Genomic DNA, 19080 nt, shown 5'->3' with positions numbered 1-19080 from the left:
TTCCCGCCTCAACTATCAACTTCACTGATGGCCGTCATTGCCGATGGAAAGTTGTCGTGTGGATTTCACGTGGTTTAATGCGCGCCTGTTGCAAAACGTTTCCCGCCCTACCTGATCGACCAAGGAGTTAAAACATGCCCCATGAAGGCAGCCTGCTGCAGGCCGCAGTCGTGTTTCTTTGCGCAGCCGTTCTTACCGTTCCGGTGGCCAAACGGCTGCAACTGGGCGCTGTGATCGGTTACCTGATCGCAGGCGTCATCATCGGCCCCTCGGTGCTGGGTTTGATAGGAGATACGGAGAGCGTCGCGCACATCTCGGAACTCGGGGTGGTATTGCTTTTGTTCATCATCGGTCTTGAGCTCTCGCCCAAGCGCCTCTGGGTGATGCGCAAATCGGTATTCGGCGTGGGCATGGCCCAGGTTCTGCTGACGGGCCTGGTTATTGGCGCTGTTGCGCTGCTTGCCTTCGGCCAGGCATTGAACACCGCTGTGCTGCTCGGTCTGGGCCTGGCGCTGTCGTCCACTGCTTTCGGCCTGCAAAGCCTCGCCGAGCGCAAGGAACTCAACAGCCCTCATGGACGGCTGGCGTTTGCGATTCTGCTGTTTCAGGACATCGCCGCCATCCCGCTGATTGCGCTTGTGCCTTTCCTGGCCGGCTCCGACCAGAGCACGGATTCACAGGACACCCTGACTCACGGTTTGCGGGTGCTCGGCAGCATCGCCATCGTCGTCATCGGTGGCCGTTACCTGCTGCGTCCGGTATTTCGCATCGTCGCCAAGACCGGCATTCAGGAAGTGTCGACCGCCACTGCCCTGCTCGTCGTCATCGGCACCGCGTGGCTGATGGAGCTGGTGGGCGTGTCGATGGCGCTGGGCGCGTTCCTCGCCGGCCTGCTGCTCGCCGACTCGGAATACCGCCACGAACTGGAAGCGCAAATCGAGCCGTTCAAGGGCCTGCTGCTGGGGCTTTTTTTCATCAGTGTCGGCATGGGCGCCAATATCGGCCTGCTGTTCAGTTCACCCTTCATTGTGCTGGGGCTGACGTTGCTGCTGATCGGCATCAAGCTGCCGCTGCTGTTCTTCATCGGGCGCCTCGCCGGCGGCCTCGCCAGGCAGAGCGCGCTGCGTCTGGGTCTGGTATTGGCGGCCGGCGGGGAATTCGCTTTCGTAGTGTTCAAGATCGGCAGCGATCAGGGTCTGTTCGAGCCGGCGCTGTACGACATGCTGATCCTGACCATCACCTTGTCGATGGCTCTGACTCCGCTGCTGTTCATAGCCCTCGCGCGCTGGCTGGCGCCCAGGCCGAAAACCACCGAGGTGCCGGACGAATACCGCGAAATCCACACCGACGAGCCACGCGTCGTGATCGCCGGAATGGGCCGTATGGGTCAGATTGTTGCGCGAATCCTGCGCGCGCAGAAGATCCCTTTCATCGCACTGGACACCGCCGTGGAGTCCATCGAGTTTTCGCGCAGCTTTGGCAACGTGCCGGTGTTCTATGGCGACCCGCTGCGGCCCGAGATCCTGCGCGCCGCCAAGGTCCATGAAGCCGAGTTTTTCATCATTGCCACCGACGACCCGGACACCAATATCAAGACCGCCGAACTGGTGCGCAAGCTGTATCCGGACATGAAGATCATTGCCCGGGCGCGCAACCGCCAGCACGTGCACCGCCTGATGGACGTCGGCGCCCACGCTATTCGCGAAACGTTCTATTCAAGTCTGGAAATGAGCCGTCAGACCTTGTTGGGTCTGGGCTTGAGTCAGGCTCAGGCGGACGCCCGGATTGCCCGCTTCAAGCGTCACGATGAGCAGGTGCTGATGGCCCAGCATGAAGTCTATGACGATGAGGCCAAGGTGCTGCAGACCGCCCGCGAAGCCAGGGGCGAACTGGCGCAGCTGTTCGAGGCCGACCGCCTGGACGAGGAAGCCGGCAAAGTCTGAGACCTACCAGCCACCGCCCAGCGAGCGATACAGGCCGACCAGCGCCTGGGCCTGGGTGGTGGAGCTCTGCACCCATTGCTCTTCGGTCGCGAGCAGTGCGCGCTGCACCGTGAGCACGTTGACGAAATCCGCCACGCCTTCAGCGTACTGACGCTTGGCCGCCTGCAACGCGACGCGGTTATGTTGCACGGCTTCTTCGAGTTTGCGCTGTTGCAACTGGCTGGCGTTGTACAGGCTCATGCTGTCGTCGATTTCCTGCCAGGCGCGCAGTACGGTTTGCTGATACGCCAGTGCCGCTTCCTGCTCCTGCGCCTCACGCAAATGCAACATGCCACGCAGCCGCCCGCCCTCGAAAATCGGCACGCTGAGTTGCGGACCGATGCCGAACTGGCGCGATCCCCAGCTGCCGAAGTCCGACAACTGCAGCGCCTGGAAACCCACATTGCCGGACAGCATGATCCGCGGGTAAAAGTCCCCTTCGGCGACGCCGATGCTCGCCGTCGCCGCATGCAACCTTGCCTCGGCACGGCGAATATCGGGCCGCCGTTGCGCCAACTCCGACGGCAGGCCCACCGGAACCGTGGTCGGCACTTCGATCATTGCAACGGGTTGCTGGAGTTCGCTTTGCAGGGCGCGTGGAGTCTGCGCCAATAGCAGGCCCAACGCGTTGATCAACTGCGCCTGACGCTGTTCGAGAATGGGCAGTCGCGATTCCAGGGCCGCGACCTCCGCCGCCGCCTCGGCGACGTCCAGGTCCGTGGCCACACCGTTGCCCAGTCGCACCCGCGACAGCTCCAGGCTGTTGCGCGCCAGGTCCAGGTTCTGCCGGGTCACCGCCAGCGTGTGTTGCAGGCCGCGCAGCTGCAAATAATCGCCGGCTACCTCGGCCTGCAGAGACAAGAGCGCGGCGCGTCGGTCGTTCTCCGCGACCTCTACATTGGCATCGGCCGCTTCGACCTCGCGCCCTACCCGGCCCCACAGATCCAGCTCCCAACTGGCGCCGAGGCCACCATCCCACTGATTGAAAGGCGCACGGCCAGCGTTGCCCGACGGATCATTCAACCCCTCGGCACTGTTGCGCTTGCGCTGATAGCCCAGGTTGCCTGAAACGCTTGGCGTCTCCTCGCCCGCCACCACATTGCGCGCAGCGCGGCTCTGCTCCAGGCGAGCCGCGGCGATCCGCACGTCCAGATTGGCCGCGGCCGCACGATCGATGAGGGACGAAAGCCGGGCGTCCTGAAACACCTCCCACCAGCGCTCATTGATGGGCGTGGCGGCGACGCGGCTGGCCGCCTGTTCGCCCTGCACCGGCAGCCACTGGATATCGCTGGTCTGTGGGCGCTGGAAATCGCGACCCACCTGGCAGCCTGTCAGCGCAGCGAGCACCGCCAGAGCCAGAGCTGTTTTACCCCAATTGCGTGTCATAGCGCGCTCACCTGGTTATCGACGGGCGACTCCGTGTCGATACTCGCCTCCACCGACATGCCCACGCGCAGGCGGCTGGCCAGCGGCTGACCGGGATCCAGCACGATCTTCACCGGAATTCGTTGAACCACCTTGGTGAAATTGCCCGTGGCGTTGTCCGGACGAATCGCGGCGAAGGTCACGCCAGTGGCCGGCGCGATACTTTCAACGTGAGCTTTGAGAATCTGGTCGGGGTAGGTATCGACCCGCACTTGCACCGCCTGACCGACGCTGACACGGGTCAGCTGGGTTTCCTGGAAGTTGCCAAGCACATAGGCCCGCTCCAGCGGCACCACCGACAATAGCTTGCTGCCGGGGTTGACGTAATTGCCGACACGCACCGCCCGCTCGCCGACCGTGCCATCGATCGGCGCCACGATGCGGGTATAGGACAGCTGCAGGCGGGCCTGATCCCGCGCCGCTTCGGCACGTTGCAGGTCAGCTTCGGCGCTGTGCTGCTGAGCGACCAGAATCTCGACCTGCTTGCGTTCGGCGGCCAGCAGCGCCGTGGCACTGGCGTGCTGAGCGTTGGCAGTGTCGATTCGATTGCGCGCCTGCTGCGCGTTCTGCACGGTCCCCGCACCGGCACCGGCCAGATGCTCGTAGCGGGTTCGTTCCTGCTCGGCGAACTTCACCGCTGCGTTGCTGGCGATCAGCGCGGCCTGAGCCTGGGCGATCACCGAAGCCTGACGTTGCAGCACGGCGCGCGCCTGCTCCAGCCGGGCACTGGCGGTGGCCACCCCCGCCTCAGCCGACGCCAGCGCGGTCTGCAGGTCGCGATCATCGATCTGCGCCAGCAACTGACCGGCCGTGACCGGCTGGTTGTCTTCTACCAGCACCTGACTAATGAAGCCCGAGACCTTGGGGGCCACGACCGAGTAATCGGCCGCGATGAAAGCGTCGTTGGTGGTCTGCCGCGCACCGTCGCCGGTCAGGGTAAAGATGCCCAGTCCGGCGAGCAGGATGGCTGCGCCGCACAGGGCCAGGGTCTGTCTGGAGGTCATGCTCATGAAAGTTCTCGATTCAATCAATTCAGTGCGCGGGAAGCGCGCGAGGCGGAAAGACCCGCGTCGGCATCAGAGGGATCAGCAGCATCAGGGCAACGGCAAGCCAGCCCATGCAGTAATAGAGATCGGCGCTGGTCAGCACCACCACCTGCTCGTGCAGGCGATGCGCCAGCGAAGTCACCGAATCTTCGCTGGCCAACGCCGGTGAATTGCCCAGGCGATCCACCAGCGTATTGGAATGAAAATGCTGTCGCGTCGTAGTCAGTGCTTCGAGCACGCCGGTGGCAACGACCGCTGCCAGACCGCGCACCGTGTTGAACCAGGCCGATGCGAACGGCCCGTCGGGCGGCGCGATGCCGCCGGTAGCCTGCATCAGCAACGGCAGAACGGCCATCGGCTGAGCGATGATCTGCAACAGTTGCAGGCTGTAGAAGTTGTCGCGTATCCACTCCGATGTCATCTGGGTCGCGAGCCCGCAGTACAGCGCCAGCAGGCCCAGCCCTGCGGCCAGCACCCAGCGACAATCGATCCAGCGAACATTGCACAGCGCCGCCACCAGCGGCAGTGCGAGCAACTGCGGCAAGGCCACGATCAGCATCAGCGGCGCGGTCTGCAATGGTCGATATCCATGCACCTGCGCCAGATATGAAGATGGAATGGACGCTACGGCGGTCAGGATGACCAGCACGCCAGCGAGCGTGAGCAAAGCGTGGGACAGGTTGCGGCTGCCCAGCATCGACAGCTTGAAAAACGGCACCGGCGTGAACCACTCATTGATCATGAACGCGACCAGCAGTACCAGCCCGCCACCCAGCAACCAGCAGATCAGCGTCGACTCGAACCAGTCGAGGCGATTGCCTTGCAGGATGCCGATCACCAGCGACGCAATTGCCGGCCCGCCGAGCAGTACGCCTCGCCAGTTGAACTGCTTGAAGCGCTCCAGACGCGGCGGGTCCTGAGGGATGCCATGCGCCACTGCGATCATTGCCACCGTGCAAGGGGCGATGACTTGCCAGAAGGTCCAGTGCCAATTGAAGTATTCAGTCCAGAGGGCTGCCAGAGGCGTACCCAGACTGGGGCCGAACGTCGCGGTCAGGGCATAGCCCGCCAGACCGTAGAGTTTGATGTTCGGCGGCAGGAAACGCAGCGCGACGGTCATCAGCATCGGCGGCAGACAACCGGCCGCCAGCCCCTGAAGAATCCGCAGCACCAACAGGCTGGGGTAGTTGGGCGCCAGCGGGCACAGCAGCGCCAGCACGACAAAGACGGCGATGGCGCTCAAGGTGAAGCGACGCAGCGACAGCGTCACCGCAAACCACGGGGCGAACGCCATGGCTGCAACAGACGTTGCCGAGTAGCCGGCGATCAGCCAGGTCGCTTCGTCCGAACCGATGAACATGGCTCCGCGGATATCGGCCATCGCGATCCGCGTGACGCCCTCGTTGATTCCCGCCACCAGCACGGCCAGCAACACACCCACCAGGCCGAGCACGGTGCGCAGGCCAAAAACGGCCGGAGCCGGCGCGGCAGGCTGAGTGGCGTTGGCTGCAAGGCCAGTCGAGGCAAGGGATGTCATGGGCGCAACGCTATCCGGTCATATCGATGGCCGGCATTCTAGGTACTCGCGCACATGAAGAAAATTTACATTTACACAGCGTATAAGTGCGTCAGACGCACGAATGACTGCTTAATCCTGTCCGTGACGCATGCCTCTGGTCGCAGCTGTACGGACGCAAGCAGGCGTACGGGCTGTCCCCGCCAGCGTTTATGCATGTCCAGCCGATTTTTCACAGACTTGCCAAGCGGGCACCGGCCACCACCAGAATCTGCGGGGGCCGATGACGCTCACCTCGGATCTCAGGTATTGCAGTGCCCCGGTTTCAACCACTTTCGGCTAACTAGCCTAATACCTCGCTCAACGGGATGAAGTTGACCGGATCACCTTCAGCCACGGTGGTGCCTTCGCGGATCTCGATCAGTCCGTCGGCCCAGGCCGCGCTGCGCAGCACGCCGGAACTCTGGTTGCTGTAAGCGACCGCGCGACCGTTTTCCAGACGTCCACGCAGGTACTCGCGGCGGCTGCCCGGTTTGTGCCAGACCAGTCCGGCGGGCACCGGAAACTGCATTGGCGTGACGTCGGCAACGCCCTGGCGCCTCAGCAGGTACGGTCGGGCGAGCAAGGCGAAGGTCACCAGCGTCGACGCCGGGTTGCCCGGCAGACCTATGACCGGCACGCCGCGATAATGCCCGAAAGTCAGCGGTTTGCCGGGCTTGATCGCCAGCTTCCACAGCGCCAGCTCGCCATCCTCGCGCAGTGCGTGACCGAGGAAATCCGCTTCGCCCACGGACACCCCGCCCGTAGAGAGAATGAGGTCGACCTCGTTCAGCCCGGCCAGCGCAGCGCGGGTCAGCTGCAGCTCGTCGGGCAGGATGCCGGCGTCGATCACGTCGCACTCCAGGCGCTTGAGCCAGCTGCACAACAGCACCCGGTTGCTGTTATAGATCTGTCCGGGGCCGAGAGGCTGACCCGGTTCGATCAGCTCATCACCTGTGGACAGCACCGCAACCCGCACGCGACGTACCACTTCCAGTTCCGCCAACCCCAGCGACGCGGCCAACCCCAGCTCGATCGGGCCCAGACGCGTACCGGCGGCCAGCACCTTGTCACCGGTCAGGGTTTCCTGGCCGCGCGGGCGAATGTTCTGCCCGATCTTCAAAGGCTGGCTGAAGCGTACGCGCTGGTCGTCCAGCACCTCGGCATTCTCCTGCATCTCGACGCAGTCGGCTCCGGCGGGCAGCGGCGCGCCGGTGAAGATGCGCGCGCAAGTGCCTGCCGCCAGAGCCTCCGGCGCCTGGCCGGCGAAGATGCGTTGGCTGACCGGCAGCGGCTCGCCGTTCCAGTCTGCCAGGCGCAAGGCGTAGCCATCCATGGCGCTGTTGGGCCAGGGCGGAAGGTCGAGGCTGGCGATCAGGTCCGTGGCCAGCACCCGGCCCTGAGCCTGAGCCAGCGGTACGCACTCATGGTCGGTGATGGGCGCGGCTTCAGCCATTTCCAGCAGGCGGGCCAGCGCCTGCTCGACAGGCATCAGACTCATCAGTGCTTACCCGCGAGTGGCGCAGGGCTCGGCCTGCTTGAGATGCGGCACGAAGTTGCACGGACGAAAGCGCGCATCCAGCTGCTGCGAAAGAATGCCATCCCATGCGGTACGCACCGCATTGGTCGAGCCCGGCAGGCAGCAGACCAGCGTGCCATTGGAAAGGCCGGCCAGCGCGCGGGACTGAATGGTCGAGGTGCCGATATCAGGCACGGAAATCTGCCGGAACAGTTCGCCGAAGCCGTCTACCTGCTTGTCCAGCAGGCAGGCTACCGCTTCGGGGGTGCTGTCGCGACCGGTAAAACCGGTGCCGCCGGTAATCAACACGACTTGAACCTGCTCGTCGGCGATCCAGGTCGCTACTTGAGCGCGAATCTTGTACAGGTCGTCCTTGAGCAGCACGCGCTCGATCAGCCCATGACCGGCAGCGGTCAGACGATCGACAAACATCTGGCCGGAAGTGTCGGTTTCCCGGGTACGGGTATCGCTGACAGTCAGCACGGCAATATTCAGGGGTACGAAAGGTGTGTCAGCCTTGGCGTTCATGGCCTCATCCGGTTGTTAAGGAAACAGGCCGGTGTTATATCACAGCCCTCCTTTATGCTGCCTGATGAGTCTGCGATGAATGCCAGTGGTGCCTTGCCCCCTTGTTCGATCCTGTTGCTGGCCGGTGGCCAGGGGCAACGCATGGGCGGACGCGACAAGGGGCTGGTGGAATGGCAGGGCGAGCCGCTGATCCAGCATCTGCATCGACTGACCCGGCCGTTGACCGACGACCTGATCGTGTCGTGCAACCGCAATCTGGAGCAATACGCGCCTTACGCCGATCAACTGGTTCAGGACCTTGACAGTGACTTCCCCGGACCGCTGGCCGGCATCCGCGCCGCGCTGCTAAAAGCCCGTCACGACTACCTGCTGGTGCTGCCCTGCGACGTGCCGCTGATCGATACGCCGCTGCTTGAGGCGCTGCGAAAAAAGGCCGCCGGGCATCCGGATCAGCCGGTGATGGTGCGCGAAGGCGAGCATTGGCAGCCACTGATCTGCATCATTCCGACGGCCCATGCCGATGCGCTGGAAGCCGCTTGGCAGACCGGCGAACGCAGCCCGCGCCGGGCCATGCAGGCACTGCATCCGGTCGCCTTGCAACTAGGCGCCGACGACCCTCGCCTCGCCAACCTGAATACCCCGGCGCTGTTGACCCAGATCAGTAATAACCGACGGCTGTAACTGGTCATTGAACTTGCGGGGGGTGTATACGTCTGAAGGTCAGTAATCAAGAATCCATCTGGAGACACAGTAATGAAACAACGGACCCTTCCCGCTGCCTTTCTGCTTGCACTGGGCATCGCCACTCTCGCCGGCTGCTCCTCGCCCACTGTGATCACCCTCAATGATGGCCGTGAAATCCAGGCGGTCGATACGCCCCAGTACGATGAAGACTCCGGTTTCTACGAGTTCGAGCAACTGGACGGCAAACAGACCCGGATCAACAAGGACCAGGTTCGTACCGTCAAGGATTTGTAATCCGGAGACGAGCTCGCTGAGCTGAAAAACCCGCCTTGTGCGGGTTTTTTAATGTCCGCAATTCACCAGTCACCAGTCGAGGCGCAACCGGCTCTCGAAGCGGCGCGGCTCGCCCGTGACCGGGTCAATGAAATCCAGCCCTTGAGCCAGCAGTTTCAGAGGCCGGTCGTAATCGTCGACCGCGTCCTTGATGACGTCGGGGTAGAACGGATCGTTGCAAATCGGCGCTCCCAGCGCCGCCATATGCACGCGCAACTGATGCTTCTTGCCGGTCACCGGATACAGCCCGTAACGCCACAACTCGCCGTTGCGCTCAAGGACCTCGATGCGCGTTTGGGTATTGCTAGCGCCCGGCCCTTCCTGCATGCGGAAAAACGGCTCGCCGTCGACCATCCGGCTTTCATGCATCCGAGGGAATTCAAGGTGCGGCAAGGCGGCCGCTATGGCCTGGTAGCGTTTTTCGATGCGCCGAGTGGGGAACAGCGCCTGATACGCCGAGCGGGTCTGTCGGTTTGCCGAGAACAGCACCAGCCCGGCGGTATGGCGGTCGATGCGGTGCAGAGGCACCAGATCAGGATTGTCCAGCCGCTGAATCAGACGTCGCAGCAAGGTCTGCTCAACATACTCGCCTGCGGGTGTCACGGGCAGGAAGTGCGGCTTGTCGGCCACCACCAGATGCTCGTCGGCGTAGAGGATCGTTTCAACCACGGGAATCGGCGCTTCGTTTGGCACCTCGCGAAAGTAATGGATCTTCAGCCCTTCGCGAAATGCCAGATCCGCACTGATCGGCTGGCCGTCGCCGTCGAGCACGCGACCGCGGGCAATGCGGTCCAGCCATTGCTCGCGGTCGATGGCCGGGAATTTCGCGCACAGGCAGTCAAGTACCGTGGTCCACGCGCCTGGCGGCAGATACAAGGTGCTGGCCTGGTGGGCGGCGGCGTTGAATGATTCGGACATGCAGGGGCTCGGGCAAGATGGTCGTAATGGGCAGGCGCGGCATTATCCTCCATGCGGGCGATCACCGCACAGATTCCCGAACCCGGCTGCAAATCCCTCGGCAGCATGATTAACCATCTGGTACATTTCGCCAAAACGTCGTCCTAACGGCAATGACACAAGAACAAGAGACGCACCGTCATGACCCAGATCGCAAAATCTTCCATCCTCGCTGGCCTGATCGGCTCTGGCATCCAGGCTTCACGCACCCCGGCCTTGCACGAGCACGAAGGCGACGCTCAAGGGCTTCGTTATCTCTATCGATTGATCGACCTGGATGCGCTGGACATGGACATCAGCGCCCTGCCCGCTCTGCTCGAAGGTGCGCGCACCAGTGGTTTTACCGGGCTGAACATTACTTTCCCCTGCAAACAGGCGGTCATTCCGCTGCTCGATGAACTGTCCGACGAGGCGCGCGGCATCGGCGCGGTCAACACGGTGGTGTTCAAGGACGGCAAACGCATCGGTCACAACACCGACTGCCTTGGGTTCGCCGAAGGTTTTCAGCGCGGTCTCGCCGGTGCAGCCCGACAGCACGTGGTGCAGATGGGCGCCGGCGGTGCGGGCGCGGCGGTCGCCCACGCGTTGCTCAGTGCCGGTGTCGAGCGGCTGACCGTGTTCGAAGTGGACGCGGCGCGTGCCCAGGGCCTGGTAGATAACCTCAACGCACATTTCGGCGCGGGTCGCGCCCAGGCGGGAACGGATCTGCCAGCCGCCATGGCCGAGGCCGACGGGCTGGTCAACACCACGCCGGTGGGCATGGCGAAACTGCCGGGCACGCCGCTGCCGGTCGAGTTGTTGCGCCCGACACTATGGGTCGCGGAAATCATCTATTTCCCGCTGGAAACCGAGCTGCTCAAGCACGCCCGGGCGCTGGGCTGCCGGACCCTCGACGGCTCGACCATGGCGGTGTTCCAGGCAGTCAAGGCGTTCGAGCTGTTCAGTGGCCGCGCGGCTGACGCCGAACGGATGATGGCGCACTTCCACAGCTTGTAGTCCGGCCGCGGCCGTTCAGCGCTGGAGGTAACGCAGCACCGCATCGCAGATCATCGCCTTGTGGCGCTGTTTGACCTCCTCGCTCCATAGCTCGATCTGGAAGATCTCGCTGAAGGTGTGGCGGTTCGAGATGCGGTAAAAACAGAACGAGCTGATCATAAGGTGCAGGTCGATGGCCGGCACGCCCTCGCGGAACACACCGTCGGCCTCGCCACGGCGCAGGATATCGTCCAGCGCCCGGATGATGTTCTGGCTCTTGGCCTGAATGGTTTGCGACTGTTTGACGTTCTCGCCATTGTGGATATTCTCGATGCACACGATGCGCACGAAATCCACGTTGCGGTCATGGTGGTCGAAAGTGAATTCCACCACCCGATGAATCGCCTCGACCGGCGCCAGTTCCGATAGATTCAGCTGGCTCTCGGTGCTGCGAATGTCGCCATAGAGCTTTTCCAGCACCTCGACGTACAGCTGCTCCTTGCTGCCGAAGTAGTAATAGATCATGCGCTTGGAGGTGCGGGTGCGTTCGGCAATGGCATCGACCCGCGCGCCCGACAGCCCGTAGGCGACGAACTCGGCGATGGCCGCCTGAAGGATGTCTTCGCGAGTCTTTTCCGGATTGTTCTTGCGACCCTTGGGCAGGACCCCGACCGGCTCGACGGCGAGGGTGTCGGCAGTTGTTTTCATTATGTGCTCACGACCACGGTTGAAGCGCGGATTATGCGGCCCACCCGACGCCGAGGGAAGCCGCGAGGCAGCCGATGCCCCGCGCCACGCTCGTGTCCCCGTTCCGGGTTACAGTCGTGCCTGGCGCGCGGCGCCACTGCGAGCCTTGGCCATGGCCGCCAGACGCACCGGCACATTGGCCGCGCCATAACCCGAGTAGCCGTTCTTGCGCTGCAGGATCTCGAAAAAGAATCGTCCGTCGAACGCATCGGTATAGACGTGGAACAGCTCACCACCCTGAGCGTCACGATCGTACAGCACGTTGTAGTACGCCAGCTCGCTGAGGAATTCATCGTCAAAATCGAAGCGGGCCGCGAGGTCGTCGTAATAGTTGAGCGGGATGTCGAGCACGGGCACACCGACGTCCTTGGCGCGGCGCACCTCGGCAAAGATGTCGTCGCAGGCAAACGCGATGTGATGCACGCCCGAGCCGCGATAGGTCGACAGCGCATGGGAAATGGCGGTGTTGCGGTTCTCGGAGATATTCAGCGGCAGACGAATGCTGCTGCACGGGCTGCGCAAGGCACGACTCTTCACCAGCCCGTAAGGATCGGGCAGCACCACTTCGTCGTCGGCCTCGAAATCGAGGATGGTCTTGTAGAACAGCACCCAGCTGTCCAGGCTGTCGGCCGGAAGCGCCATGGCCATGTGGTCGATTCGCTGCAGGCCGCCGGACGCTGGTGGCTGCGGATTGATGATGAAATCGCTGTCGTAGATCGACTGGCCGGGCTCCGCGCCTTCCACCAGATAGATCAGGCTGCCATCCGGGGCACGCACGGCAGGTATCTCGCGCTCGTTCGGCCCGACCAGGCCGCGATAGGGCTGGCCCTTGAACGCACGCGCGCGCTCCAGCGCGCGGTGGCCGTCATCGACTCGCAGAGCAGTGGCGCACAGCGACGGCCCGTGAGCCTCGAAGAAGCTGTGGGCGAACGAATAGGGTTCGGCGTTCAATACAATCCGCACATCGCCCTGCCCCAACAGGCTGACCGCCTTGGAGCGGTGCTGACCGAGCCGCGCGAAGCCCAGGTGCTCAAGCCAGGTGGACAGCCGCGCGCCGTGGTCTTCATCGACCGCAAACTCAAGAAACTCGACGCCGTTGTACTGACTTGCCGGTGGCGGGTTGAAGAGGATATCCGATGCGACCGGTTCCGCTTCCCTGGCCAGCAACTGGCGGGTTTTCTCCTCCAGATACAGCAGAGACCGCAGACCGTCGGCGGCATTGGCGCGGGTAGGCGCGGCGCGGAAGCCATCGTTGAAGATTTCCAGCGACAGCGGCCCGGTGTAGCCGCTGCGCAGAATCGGTGCCAGAAAACCCGCCAGGTCGAATTCGCCCTGGCCGGGGAAACAGCGGAAATGACGGCTCCACTCAAGCACGTCCATTGCCAGGATCGGCGCGTCGGCCATTTGCACAAAGAAGATCTTGTCGCCGGGAATCTGCGCGATGCCCGACGGGTCGCCTTTGAGCGACAGCGTGTGGAAACTGTCGAGCAGCACACCCAGCGCCGGGTGATCGACCTGACGCACCAGATTCCAGACCTGCTGCCAGGTATTGACGTGCCGGCCCCAGGCCAACGCCTCGTAACCTACCCGCAACTGGCGGGCACCGGCGCGCTCGGCCAGCAGATGCAGGTCGTCGAGCAGGATGTTTTCATCACCGACCGAGTCGGCCGAAGCATTGCTGCAGACCAGCACCAGGTCGGTGCCCAGTTCCTGCATCAGATCGAATTTTCGTTCGGCGCGGTCCAGATTGCGCTGCAGCCGGTCTCGTCGCCCGCCCTCGAAGTCGCGAAACGGCTGAAACAGAGTGATGGCGATGCCCAGGTCGGCGCAAGTCTGTCGCACATTGCGTGGGCTGCCATCGTAGTACAGCAGGTCGTTCTCGAATATTTCCACCCCGTCGAAACCGGCGGCCGCGATGGCTTCGAGTTTTTCCGGCAGGGTACCGCTCAGCGAGACGGTGGCGATGGAACGCAGCATGTTCGAGCTCCTTGGTAAGCACGACCTCCCGGGTCGCGATTGTCTGGACCGCGCCCTGTTTACAGGGCCCATGAAGAGTATTTGCCTGAGCCAATACGACCGCAATACAAAGTGTACCAACCAGTTAGTTTTACGTTCGATTATCGAACAAAAGCCTCTTCGGTCAATTGACGCTGTTTCGATCCGCGCCCACCATCAGGCACACATTGCAGGACGTTCCGACAAGCCAGGAAGCTTTGTCGTTCTCCGAATCAGCGATTCATAACAATTTCAAGAACAGGAAAATTGCTCATGTGTACTTGCCTTGCTCCGCTATCCCATTCCTTTCCGAGCGTTCCGGCCGTATCCCGCCGTGCTGCCGTTGCAGCGCCCGATATTGCCGCGACGTGAACCAATCAAGCGCACTCGATGCCCGTAACGTGTAACTTGTCCGCCTTTTTCTGCGTCAGGTAAACGCCGACCCGTCGGCCAGCCCTACGCTGAATTGGCGCGGACCTCACTTCAACGGCCCGTCGAGTGGACTTTCACAGTCCGACTGCGCGTGCGGCGCAGTCCCGGAACGGATGGAACATCATGCTCAACACACACAGCACTCCGCTCGCCCAGGCCGCTCATGCCAGCATGAGCTCCAAGATCCGAGGCGCGCTTGCCGTCGGCAAAACGCGCTGGGGGATGCTCGCCCTGGTGTTCTTCGCCACTACCCTTAACTACATCGACCGCGCCGCGCTCGGCGTCATGCAACCCGTCCTGGCCAAGGAAATGAGCTGGACGGCGATGGACTACGCCAACATCAACTTCTGGTTCCAGGTCGGCTATGCGGTCGGGTTCGTGCTGCAAGGCCGGTTCATCGACCGGGTCGGCGTCAAGCGCGCGTTTTTCCTCGCGGTACTGCTCTGGAGCGTGGCGACCGGCGCGCACGGCCTGGCGACTTCGGCCGCGGGCTTCATGGTCTGCCGCTTCATTCTGGGCCTGACCGAGGCAGCCAACTACCCGGCGTGCGTGAAGACCACACGCCTGTGGTTCCCGGCCGGCGAACGAGCGGTGGCGACCGGCATTTTCAATGCCGGCACCAACGTCGGCGCCATGGTGACCCCGGCTTTGCTTCCACTGATTCTCACCGTCTGGGGCTGGCAGGCAGCGTTCGTCGCGATGGGCACGCTCGGCCTGCTCTGGGTCATCCTGTGGCGCCTGAAGTACTACAACCCTGAAGATCATCCGACTGTCAGCCAGAGCGAACTTGCCTACATCAATCAGGGCGTCGAACCTGAACCGGTCAAGGTGCCCTTTTCCCGGATCCTCAAAATGCGCGGCACCTGGGCGTTTGCCATTGCCTACTCGCTGACCGCGCCGGTGTTCTGGTTCTATCTGTACTGGCTGCCGCCGTTTCTCAATCAGCAATACAACCTGGGCATCAGCGTGACGCAAATGGGTATCCCGCTGATCCTGATCTGGCTGACCGCTGACTTCGGCAGCATCGGGGGCGGCGTATTGTCTTCCTGGTTGATCGGGCGCGGCATGCGTCCCAGCACCTCGCGACTGATCTCGATGCTGATATTCGCGCTGACCATCTGCAGCGTGGTATTCGCCGCCAATGCCAGTGGCCTGTGGGTGGCGGTTCTGGCGATTTCGCTGGCAGTCGGCGCGCACCAGGCCTGGACGGCCAACATCTGGAGTCTGGTGATGGACTACACACCCAAGCACATGATGAGCACCGTGTTCGGCTTCGGCGGCATGTGCGCGGCTATCGGCGGCATGTTCATGACGCAGCTGGTGGGCGCGGTACTCACTGCCACCAATAACAATTACAACGTGCTGTTCACCATGATTCCAGCGATGTACTTCATTGCGCTGATCTGGATGTACTTCATGGCTCCCCGGGAAGTGCCTGCGGTTAAGGAGTGATGCAGAGGCGACGCGGGTCGCCTCCACGGCATCGCATTCTGCGCAGCTCAGCTATCTATAGGAGCGGACCGGACGGCACTCCGCGTGTACGCGATCTGTCGCGTAGCGGCAGTGCTTCAGCTAGCCCGCGTGCTCCGGTTTGCTGCCGGTTCCGGCAGATCGTCAGCAAGCTGACTCCCACGCCCTTTGGGCAGAATCAAAAGCGGGGTCGAGCCGGGTAGATCATCAGCAAGCCAGTTTTATGCTCTGTAGGAGCTGGCTTGCCTGCGATCTGGCGCGTAGCGGCAGTGCTTCAGCTAGCTCGCGTGCGCCGGTAGCTGCCGGTTCCCGGCAGATCGTCAACAAGCTGACTCCCACGCCCGTTGGGCAGAATCAGAAGCAGGCTCGGCCAGGGCGGATCATCAGCAGGCCAACTTTTATGCTTTGTAGGAGCTGGCTTGCCTGCGATCTGGCGCGTAGCGGCAGTGCTTCAGCAAGCTGACTCCACGCCCGTTGGGCAGAATCAAAAGCGGGGTCCGTCTGGGTAGGTCATCAGCAGGCCAACTCCTATGCCCCTTGGGATCAGAACCGCCTAACCGTTACGCCGCTGCTGCCACGCTGCCGCAAGCCCACTCAGACAAATAATAGCGATGCCCGCCTGGGCCGTCGGTGACGGGACGTGGCCGAAGACCAGAAACCCCAGAAGCCCGGCAAACACGATCTGGCAATAACTGAACGGCGCCAGCATCGCCGGCGCGGCGAATCTGAAGGCTTGGGTCAGCAGCAAATGCGCGGCCATGCCGCAGGCACCCAGGGCCAGCAGAAACGGCAGATGCCGCCACGCCGGAACCTCCCAGACAAACGGAACCAGCGCACTCATCAACAACGTATTGAACAGCCCGGCGAAGAAATTGCTGGTGGTCGGGCTGTCGTGAGGGCTGACCAGACGGGTCAGCAGCTGATAGATGGCAAAACAAAGCGCCGACGACAGCGGAAGCAGGATCGCCGGGGTGAATAGCTCACCGCCCGGATGGATAATGATCATCACCCCGGAAAACCCGACAATCACCGCCGCCCATTGCCCGCGCGTCACTCGCTCATGCAGCAGCGGCACCGACAGCGCGGTCACCAGCAATGGCGCAAGAAAGTTGACCGCCGTGGCCTCTGCCTGAGGAATGAACATCAGGCTGCTGGTGAATAACAGGCTGGTGCCCAACAACGCGAGTGCACGCAAGGCCTGCATGCCAGGCTTCTTGGTGCGCAGCACACGCAGTCCCGCCGACGGCATGAAGATGCAGGCCATCAGTAAGGTATGCACCAGATAGCGCGCCCAGACCACCAACATGATCGGATAGAAACCAGAGAGGTACTTGGACAGGGTGTCATGGCTGGCGAACAGAAAGGTTGCCAGCAGAATGAAGCAGATACCCTTGAGCGGTTGGTTGACGCCGGACAACGGGGTACTGGCTGTGCTCATCAGGCTTCCTTGGATTTTGCGATAAAGAGGTTTCTGTAACGAGGCCGACGCTCCGGATGCTGAAGGCGCGCCGCGCCGCCTCGGGCGACGATGCGGCGGCAGGTCTGAACCTACGCAACTTCCCGACGCTGCGCAACATCGCCGAGCCGCACGGGCATGCAAGGGTCGTTTTCGATTCTCGACGCCGCGCAAAAAGCAAAAAGCCGTCGCCAGCCAGGCTGGGACGGCATGCTCTGAAACACGCTCGAATACGCCTGATCAGGGCTGCTCCAGCGACTCCGCGCCGAGCTGGTCCCAGACTTCTTCGGCCAGATGGAACGTGGCATTGGCGGCCGGAATTCCGCAGTAGATGGCGCTCTGCATCAGCACTTCCTTGATCTCCTCGCGCGTCACGCCATTGTTGCGAGCGGCCTTGAGGTGCAGGCGCAGTTCACCTTCGCGGTTCATGCCGATCAGCATGGCGATGGTGATCAGGCTGCGGGTATGGCGTGGCAGACCGGGACGGGTCCAGATATCACCCCAGGCATGACGGGTGATCATTTCCTGGAATTCCCCATTGAACGGGGTCAATTTCTTGAGGCTGTTATCGACATGGGTGTCGCCCAGCACCGCGCGGCGAACCTGCATGCCGGCCTGGTAGCGTTCATCTTCGGTCATTGGTTGTGTCCTGACTGGCTGTCCATGAGGTTGTTGAAGGTTGAATATTCGTCGACCGCACGTTCGACCCAGCGCTGCGCCTGGCCCAGGTAGCGGGCCGGATCGAGCAGTTCGTCCAGCTCCCGTGGCGAGAGCTGCTCGCTGACCTGCGGGTTCCGCCCAAGCACCTCACGCAAGTGCGCGCCCTGCTCCACCGCGCGGAGACAGCTTTGTTCGACCAGTGCATGAGCGGCGTCACGGCCGATACGCTGCGCCAGGGCGATGCTGACGGCCTCGGCCAGCACCAGGCCTTTTGTCGATTCCAGGTTATCCAGCATGCGCCCGGCGTCGACCTCCAGGCCCGGCACCACCACTAATGCCTGCTGCAATGCGCCGGACACCAGGCAGCAGAGTTCCGGCAGCGTTTCCCATTCGGCATGCCACAGGCCCAGGCTGCGCTCGTGTTCCTGAGGCATTGCCGCCAGCATGGTCGACACCAGCCCCGGCGCGCGCGTAGCGGCACTGATCATCACGGCCGCGCCTACCGGGTTGCGTTTGTGCGGCATGGTCGATGAGCCGCCCTTGCCCGGTGCCGCCGGCTCGAACACTTCGCCCACTTCGGTCTGCATCAGCAGGCTGACGTCGCGACCCAGTTTGCCGAGGCTGCCGGCGATCATGCCCAGCAGACTGGCGAACTCGACCAGTCGATCGCGCTGCGTATGCCACGGCTGTTCGGGTAAACGCAGGTTCAGCTCATCGGCCAGCGCCTGTGCCACAACGAATGCCTTGTCGCCCAGCGCCGCCAGCGAGCCGGAGGCGCCACCGAATTGCAGGCTCAGCAAGCGCGGCTTGAGTTCGGCGAGTCTCTGCCGATGCCGGGTCAGGGCACCGAGCCAACCGGCAATTTTCATGCCCAGCGTGACGGGCGTTGCCTGTTGCAGCCAGGTCCGCCCGGCAAGGGGTGTCTGCGCATGGCGTGACGCCTGGGTAGCCAGCTCTTGACCCAGACGCGCGAGATCACGCTCAAGCAATTCAATAGCTGCGCGAAGCTGCAAGACCAGTCCGGTGTCCATCACGTCCTGGCTGGTGGCACCCATGTGCAGGTAACGCTCGGCTTCGGGGTTGCGCGCGGCCACCTGTTTGCCCAGCGCCTTGACCAACGGAATCGCCGAGTTGCCCGCGCTGCCGATGGCCACCGCCAGAGCATCGAAGTCGAAGCCCGCGGGATGGCAGCAGGCCTCGATATCGGCGACCAGCGCCTCGGGGATCAGGCCCGCCCGCGCCTCGGCGCGCGCCAGCGCGGCTTCGAAGTCGAGCATGCCCTGCACGCGTCCCTCGTCGCAGAACACTTCACGCAT

16 protein-coding genes are annotated in these 19080 nt (G+C 62.9%); 5 read left to right on the top strand and 11 right to left on the bottom strand.

Annotated elements, in window-relative coordinates; all coding sequences use genetic code 11:
- Window positions 1-134 precede the first annotated feature (134 nt).
- On the top strand, window positions 135-1943 hold the full coding sequence (locus tag J3P77_RS09305; RefSeq protein WP_434681267.1) for a monovalent cation:proton antiporter-2 (CPA2) family protein: 1809 nt from the start codon (window positions 135-137) through the stop codon (window positions 1941-1943).
- Between the two features lie 3 nt (window positions 1944-1946).
- On the opposite strand, the gene J3P77_RS09300 is transcribed toward J3P77_RS09305, so the two are convergent.
- From J3P77_RS09300 to moaB, 5 genes are all read right to left on the bottom strand, one after another.
- Window positions 1947-3368: an efflux transporter outer membrane subunit gene (locus tag J3P77_RS09300; protein ID WP_434681265.1), complete on the bottom strand. Its 1422-nt coding sequence runs from the start codon at window positions 3366-3368 to the stop codon at window positions 1947-1949.
- On the bottom strand, window positions 3365-4417 hold the full coding sequence (locus tag J3P77_RS09295; protein ID WP_434681263.1) for an HlyD family secretion protein: 1053 nt from the start codon (window positions 4415-4417) through the stop codon (window positions 3365-3367). The genes J3P77_RS09300 and J3P77_RS09295 overlap by 4 nt, the downstream gene beginning before the upstream one ends.
- Before the next feature lie 22 nt (window positions 4418-4439).
- The gene (locus tag J3P77_RS09290) at window positions 4440-5990 is read right to left on the bottom strand and encodes an MFS transporter (protein ID WP_434681262.1); all 1551 of its coding nucleotides are present in this window, start codon (window positions 5988-5990) and stop codon (window positions 4440-4442) included.
- Window positions 5991-6312: 322 nt separating this feature from the next.
- Window positions 6313-7509, bottom strand: coding sequence for a molybdopterin molybdotransferase MoeA (locus J3P77_RS09285; RefSeq protein ID WP_434681261.1), 1197 nt, complete (start codon window positions 7507-7509; stop codon window positions 6313-6315).
- Window positions 7510-7515: 6 nt separating this feature from the next.
- The gene (gene moaB / locus J3P77_RS09280) at window positions 7516-8055 is read right to left on the bottom strand and encodes a molybdenum cofactor biosynthesis protein B (protein WP_434681260.1); all 540 of its coding nucleotides are present in this window, start codon (window positions 8053-8055) and stop codon (window positions 7516-7518) included.
- 75 nt (window positions 8056-8130) lie between these two features.
- On the opposite strand from moaB, the gene mobA reads away from it, so the two are divergent.
- Both mobA and J3P77_RS09270 read left to right on the top strand, forming a co-directional pair.
- Window positions 8131-8736 carry a molybdenum cofactor guanylyltransferase MobA gene (gene mobA / locus J3P77_RS09275; protein WP_434681259.1) on the top strand — a complete coding sequence of 202 codons (606 nt, stop codon included), beginning with the start codon at window positions 8131-8133 and terminating at the stop codon, window positions 8734-8736.
- A 72-nt stretch (window positions 8737-8808) separates the two neighbouring features.
- Window positions 8809-9033 carry a YgdI/YgdR family lipoprotein gene (locus J3P77_RS09270; protein WP_434681258.1) on the top strand — a complete coding sequence of 75 codons (225 nt, stop codon included), beginning with the start codon at window positions 8809-8811 and terminating at the stop codon, window positions 9031-9033.
- Between the two features lie 69 nt (window positions 9034-9102).
- Here J3P77_RS09270 and J3P77_RS09265 read toward each other — a convergent pair whose 3' ends face one another.
- On the bottom strand, window positions 9103-9990 hold the full coding sequence (locus J3P77_RS09265; RefSeq protein WP_434681257.1) for a pseudouridine synthase: 888 nt from the start codon (window positions 9988-9990) through the stop codon (window positions 9103-9105).
- 180 nt (window positions 9991-10170) lie between these two features.
- On the opposite strand from J3P77_RS09265, the gene J3P77_RS09260 reads away from it, so the two are divergent.
- Window positions 10171-11025 (top strand): shikimate dehydrogenase, encoded by an 855-nt coding sequence (locus tag J3P77_RS09260; protein WP_434681256.1) that lies wholly within the window; start codon window positions 10171-10173, stop codon window positions 11023-11025.
- 15 nt (window positions 11026-11040) lie between these two features.
- On the opposite strand, the gene J3P77_RS09255 is transcribed toward J3P77_RS09260, so the two are convergent.
- Both J3P77_RS09255 and quiC read right to left on the bottom strand, forming a co-directional pair.
- Window positions 11041-11712 (bottom strand): TetR family transcriptional regulator, encoded by a 672-nt coding sequence (locus J3P77_RS09255; protein ID WP_434681255.1) that lies wholly within the window; start codon window positions 11710-11712, stop codon window positions 11041-11043.
- Between the two features lie 108 nt (window positions 11713-11820).
- A complete protein-coding gene (gene quiC / locus J3P77_RS09250) occupies window positions 11821-13728 on the bottom strand; it encodes a 3-dehydroshikimate dehydratase QuiC (protein ID WP_434681254.1) in 1908 nt (635 codons plus the stop codon).
- Window positions 13729-14301: 573 nt separating this feature from the next.
- Between quiC and J3P77_RS09245 the strand changes: the two genes are divergently transcribed.
- On the top strand, window positions 14302-15630 hold the full coding sequence (locus J3P77_RS09245; RefSeq protein WP_434681253.1) for an MFS transporter: 1329 nt from the start codon (window positions 14302-14304) through the stop codon (window positions 15628-15630).
- Between the two features lie 571 nt (window positions 15631-16201).
- Here J3P77_RS09245 and J3P77_RS09240 read toward each other — a convergent pair.
- The 3 genes from J3P77_RS09240 to J3P77_RS09230 form a co-directional block, all read right to left on the bottom strand.
- Entirely contained in the window at window positions 16202-17086 is an 885-nt protein-coding gene (locus J3P77_RS09240; RefSeq protein ID WP_434681252.1) for a DMT family transporter, read from the bottom strand.
- A gap of 258 nt (window positions 17087-17344) precedes the next feature.
- Window positions 17345-17743 (bottom strand): 4-carboxymuconolactone decarboxylase, encoded by a 399-nt coding sequence (gene pcaC, locus J3P77_RS09235; protein WP_434681251.1) that lies wholly within the window; start codon window positions 17741-17743, stop codon window positions 17345-17347.
- Window positions 17740-19080, bottom strand: a complete 1341-nt coding sequence (locus J3P77_RS09230) for a 3-carboxy-cis,cis-muconate cycloisomerase (RefSeq protein WP_434681938.1) — start codon at window positions 19078-19080, stop codon at window positions 17740-17742. The genes pcaC and J3P77_RS09230 overlap by 4 nt, the downstream gene beginning before the upstream one ends.

The organism is Pseudomonas sp. R1-18, from assembly GCF_051132095.1.
Classification (GTDB): Bacteria; Pseudomonadota; Gammaproteobacteria; order Pseudomonadales; family Pseudomonadaceae; genus Aquipseudomonas.
The sequence above is the reverse complement of the archived record's forward strand: the minus strand, read 5'-3'. Positions and strand labels throughout refer to the sequence as shown.

Bases quoted from the DNA above. Each gene is read 5' to 3' on its own strand.
- J3P77_RS09245 (WP_434681253.1), top strand. From the start codon at position 14,302: ATGCTCAACACACACAGCACTCCGCTCGCCCAGGCCGCTCATGCCAGC.
- pcaC (WP_434681251.1), bottom strand. From the start codon at position 17,743: ATGACCGAAGATGAACGCTACCAGGCCGGCATGCAGGTTCGCCGCGCG.
- J3P77_RS09270 (WP_434681258.1), top strand. From the start codon at position 8,809: ATGAAACAACGGACCCTTCCCGCTGCCTTTCTGCTTGCACTGGGCATC.
- J3P77_RS09260 (WP_434681256.1), top strand. From the start codon at position 10,171: ATGACCCAGATCGCAAAATCTTCCATCCTCGCTGGCCTGATCGGCTCT.
- J3P77_RS09305 (WP_434681267.1), top strand. From the start codon at position 135: ATGCCCCATGAAGGCAGCCTGCTGCAGGCCGCAGTCGTGTTTCTTTGC.
- mobA (WP_434681259.1), top strand. From the start codon at position 8,131: ATGAATGCCAGTGGTGCCTTGCCCCCTTGTTCGATCCTGTTGCTGGCC.
- J3P77_RS09285 (WP_434681261.1), bottom strand. From the start codon at position 7,509: ATGAGTCTGATGCCTGTCGAGCAGGCGCTGGCCCGCCTGCTGGAAATG.
- quiC (WP_434681254.1), bottom strand. From the start codon at position 13,728: ATGCTGCGTTCCATCGCCACCGTCTCGCTGAGCGGTACCCTGCCGGAA.
- J3P77_RS09265 (WP_434681257.1), bottom strand. From the start codon at position 9,990: ATGTCCGAATCATTCAACGCCGCCGCCCACCAGGCCAGCACCTTGTAT.
- J3P77_RS09300 (WP_434681265.1), bottom strand. From the start codon at position 3,368: ATGACACGCAATTGGGGTAAAACAGCTCTGGCTCTGGCGGTGCTCGCT.
- moaB (WP_434681260.1), bottom strand. From the start codon at position 8,055: ATGAACGCCAAGGCTGACACACCTTTCGTACCCCTGAATATTGCCGTG.
- J3P77_RS09255 (WP_434681255.1), bottom strand. From the start codon at position 11,712: ATGAAAACAACTGCCGACACCCTCGCCGTCGAGCCGGTCGGGGTCCTG.
- J3P77_RS09240 (WP_434681252.1), bottom strand. From the start codon at position 17,086: ATGAGCACAGCCAGTACCCCGTTGTCCGGCGTCAACCAACCGCTCAAG.
- J3P77_RS09295 (WP_434681263.1), bottom strand. From the start codon at position 4,417: ATGAGCATGACCTCCAGACAGACCCTGGCCCTGTGCGGCGCAGCCATC.
- J3P77_RS09290 (WP_434681262.1), bottom strand. From the start codon at position 5,990: ATGACATCCCTTGCCTCGACTGGCCTTGCAGCCAACGCCACTCAGCCT.
- J3P77_RS09230 (WP_434681938.1), bottom strand. From the start codon at position 19,080: ATGCGTGAAGTGTTCTGCGACGAGGGACGCGTGCAGGGCATGCTCGAC.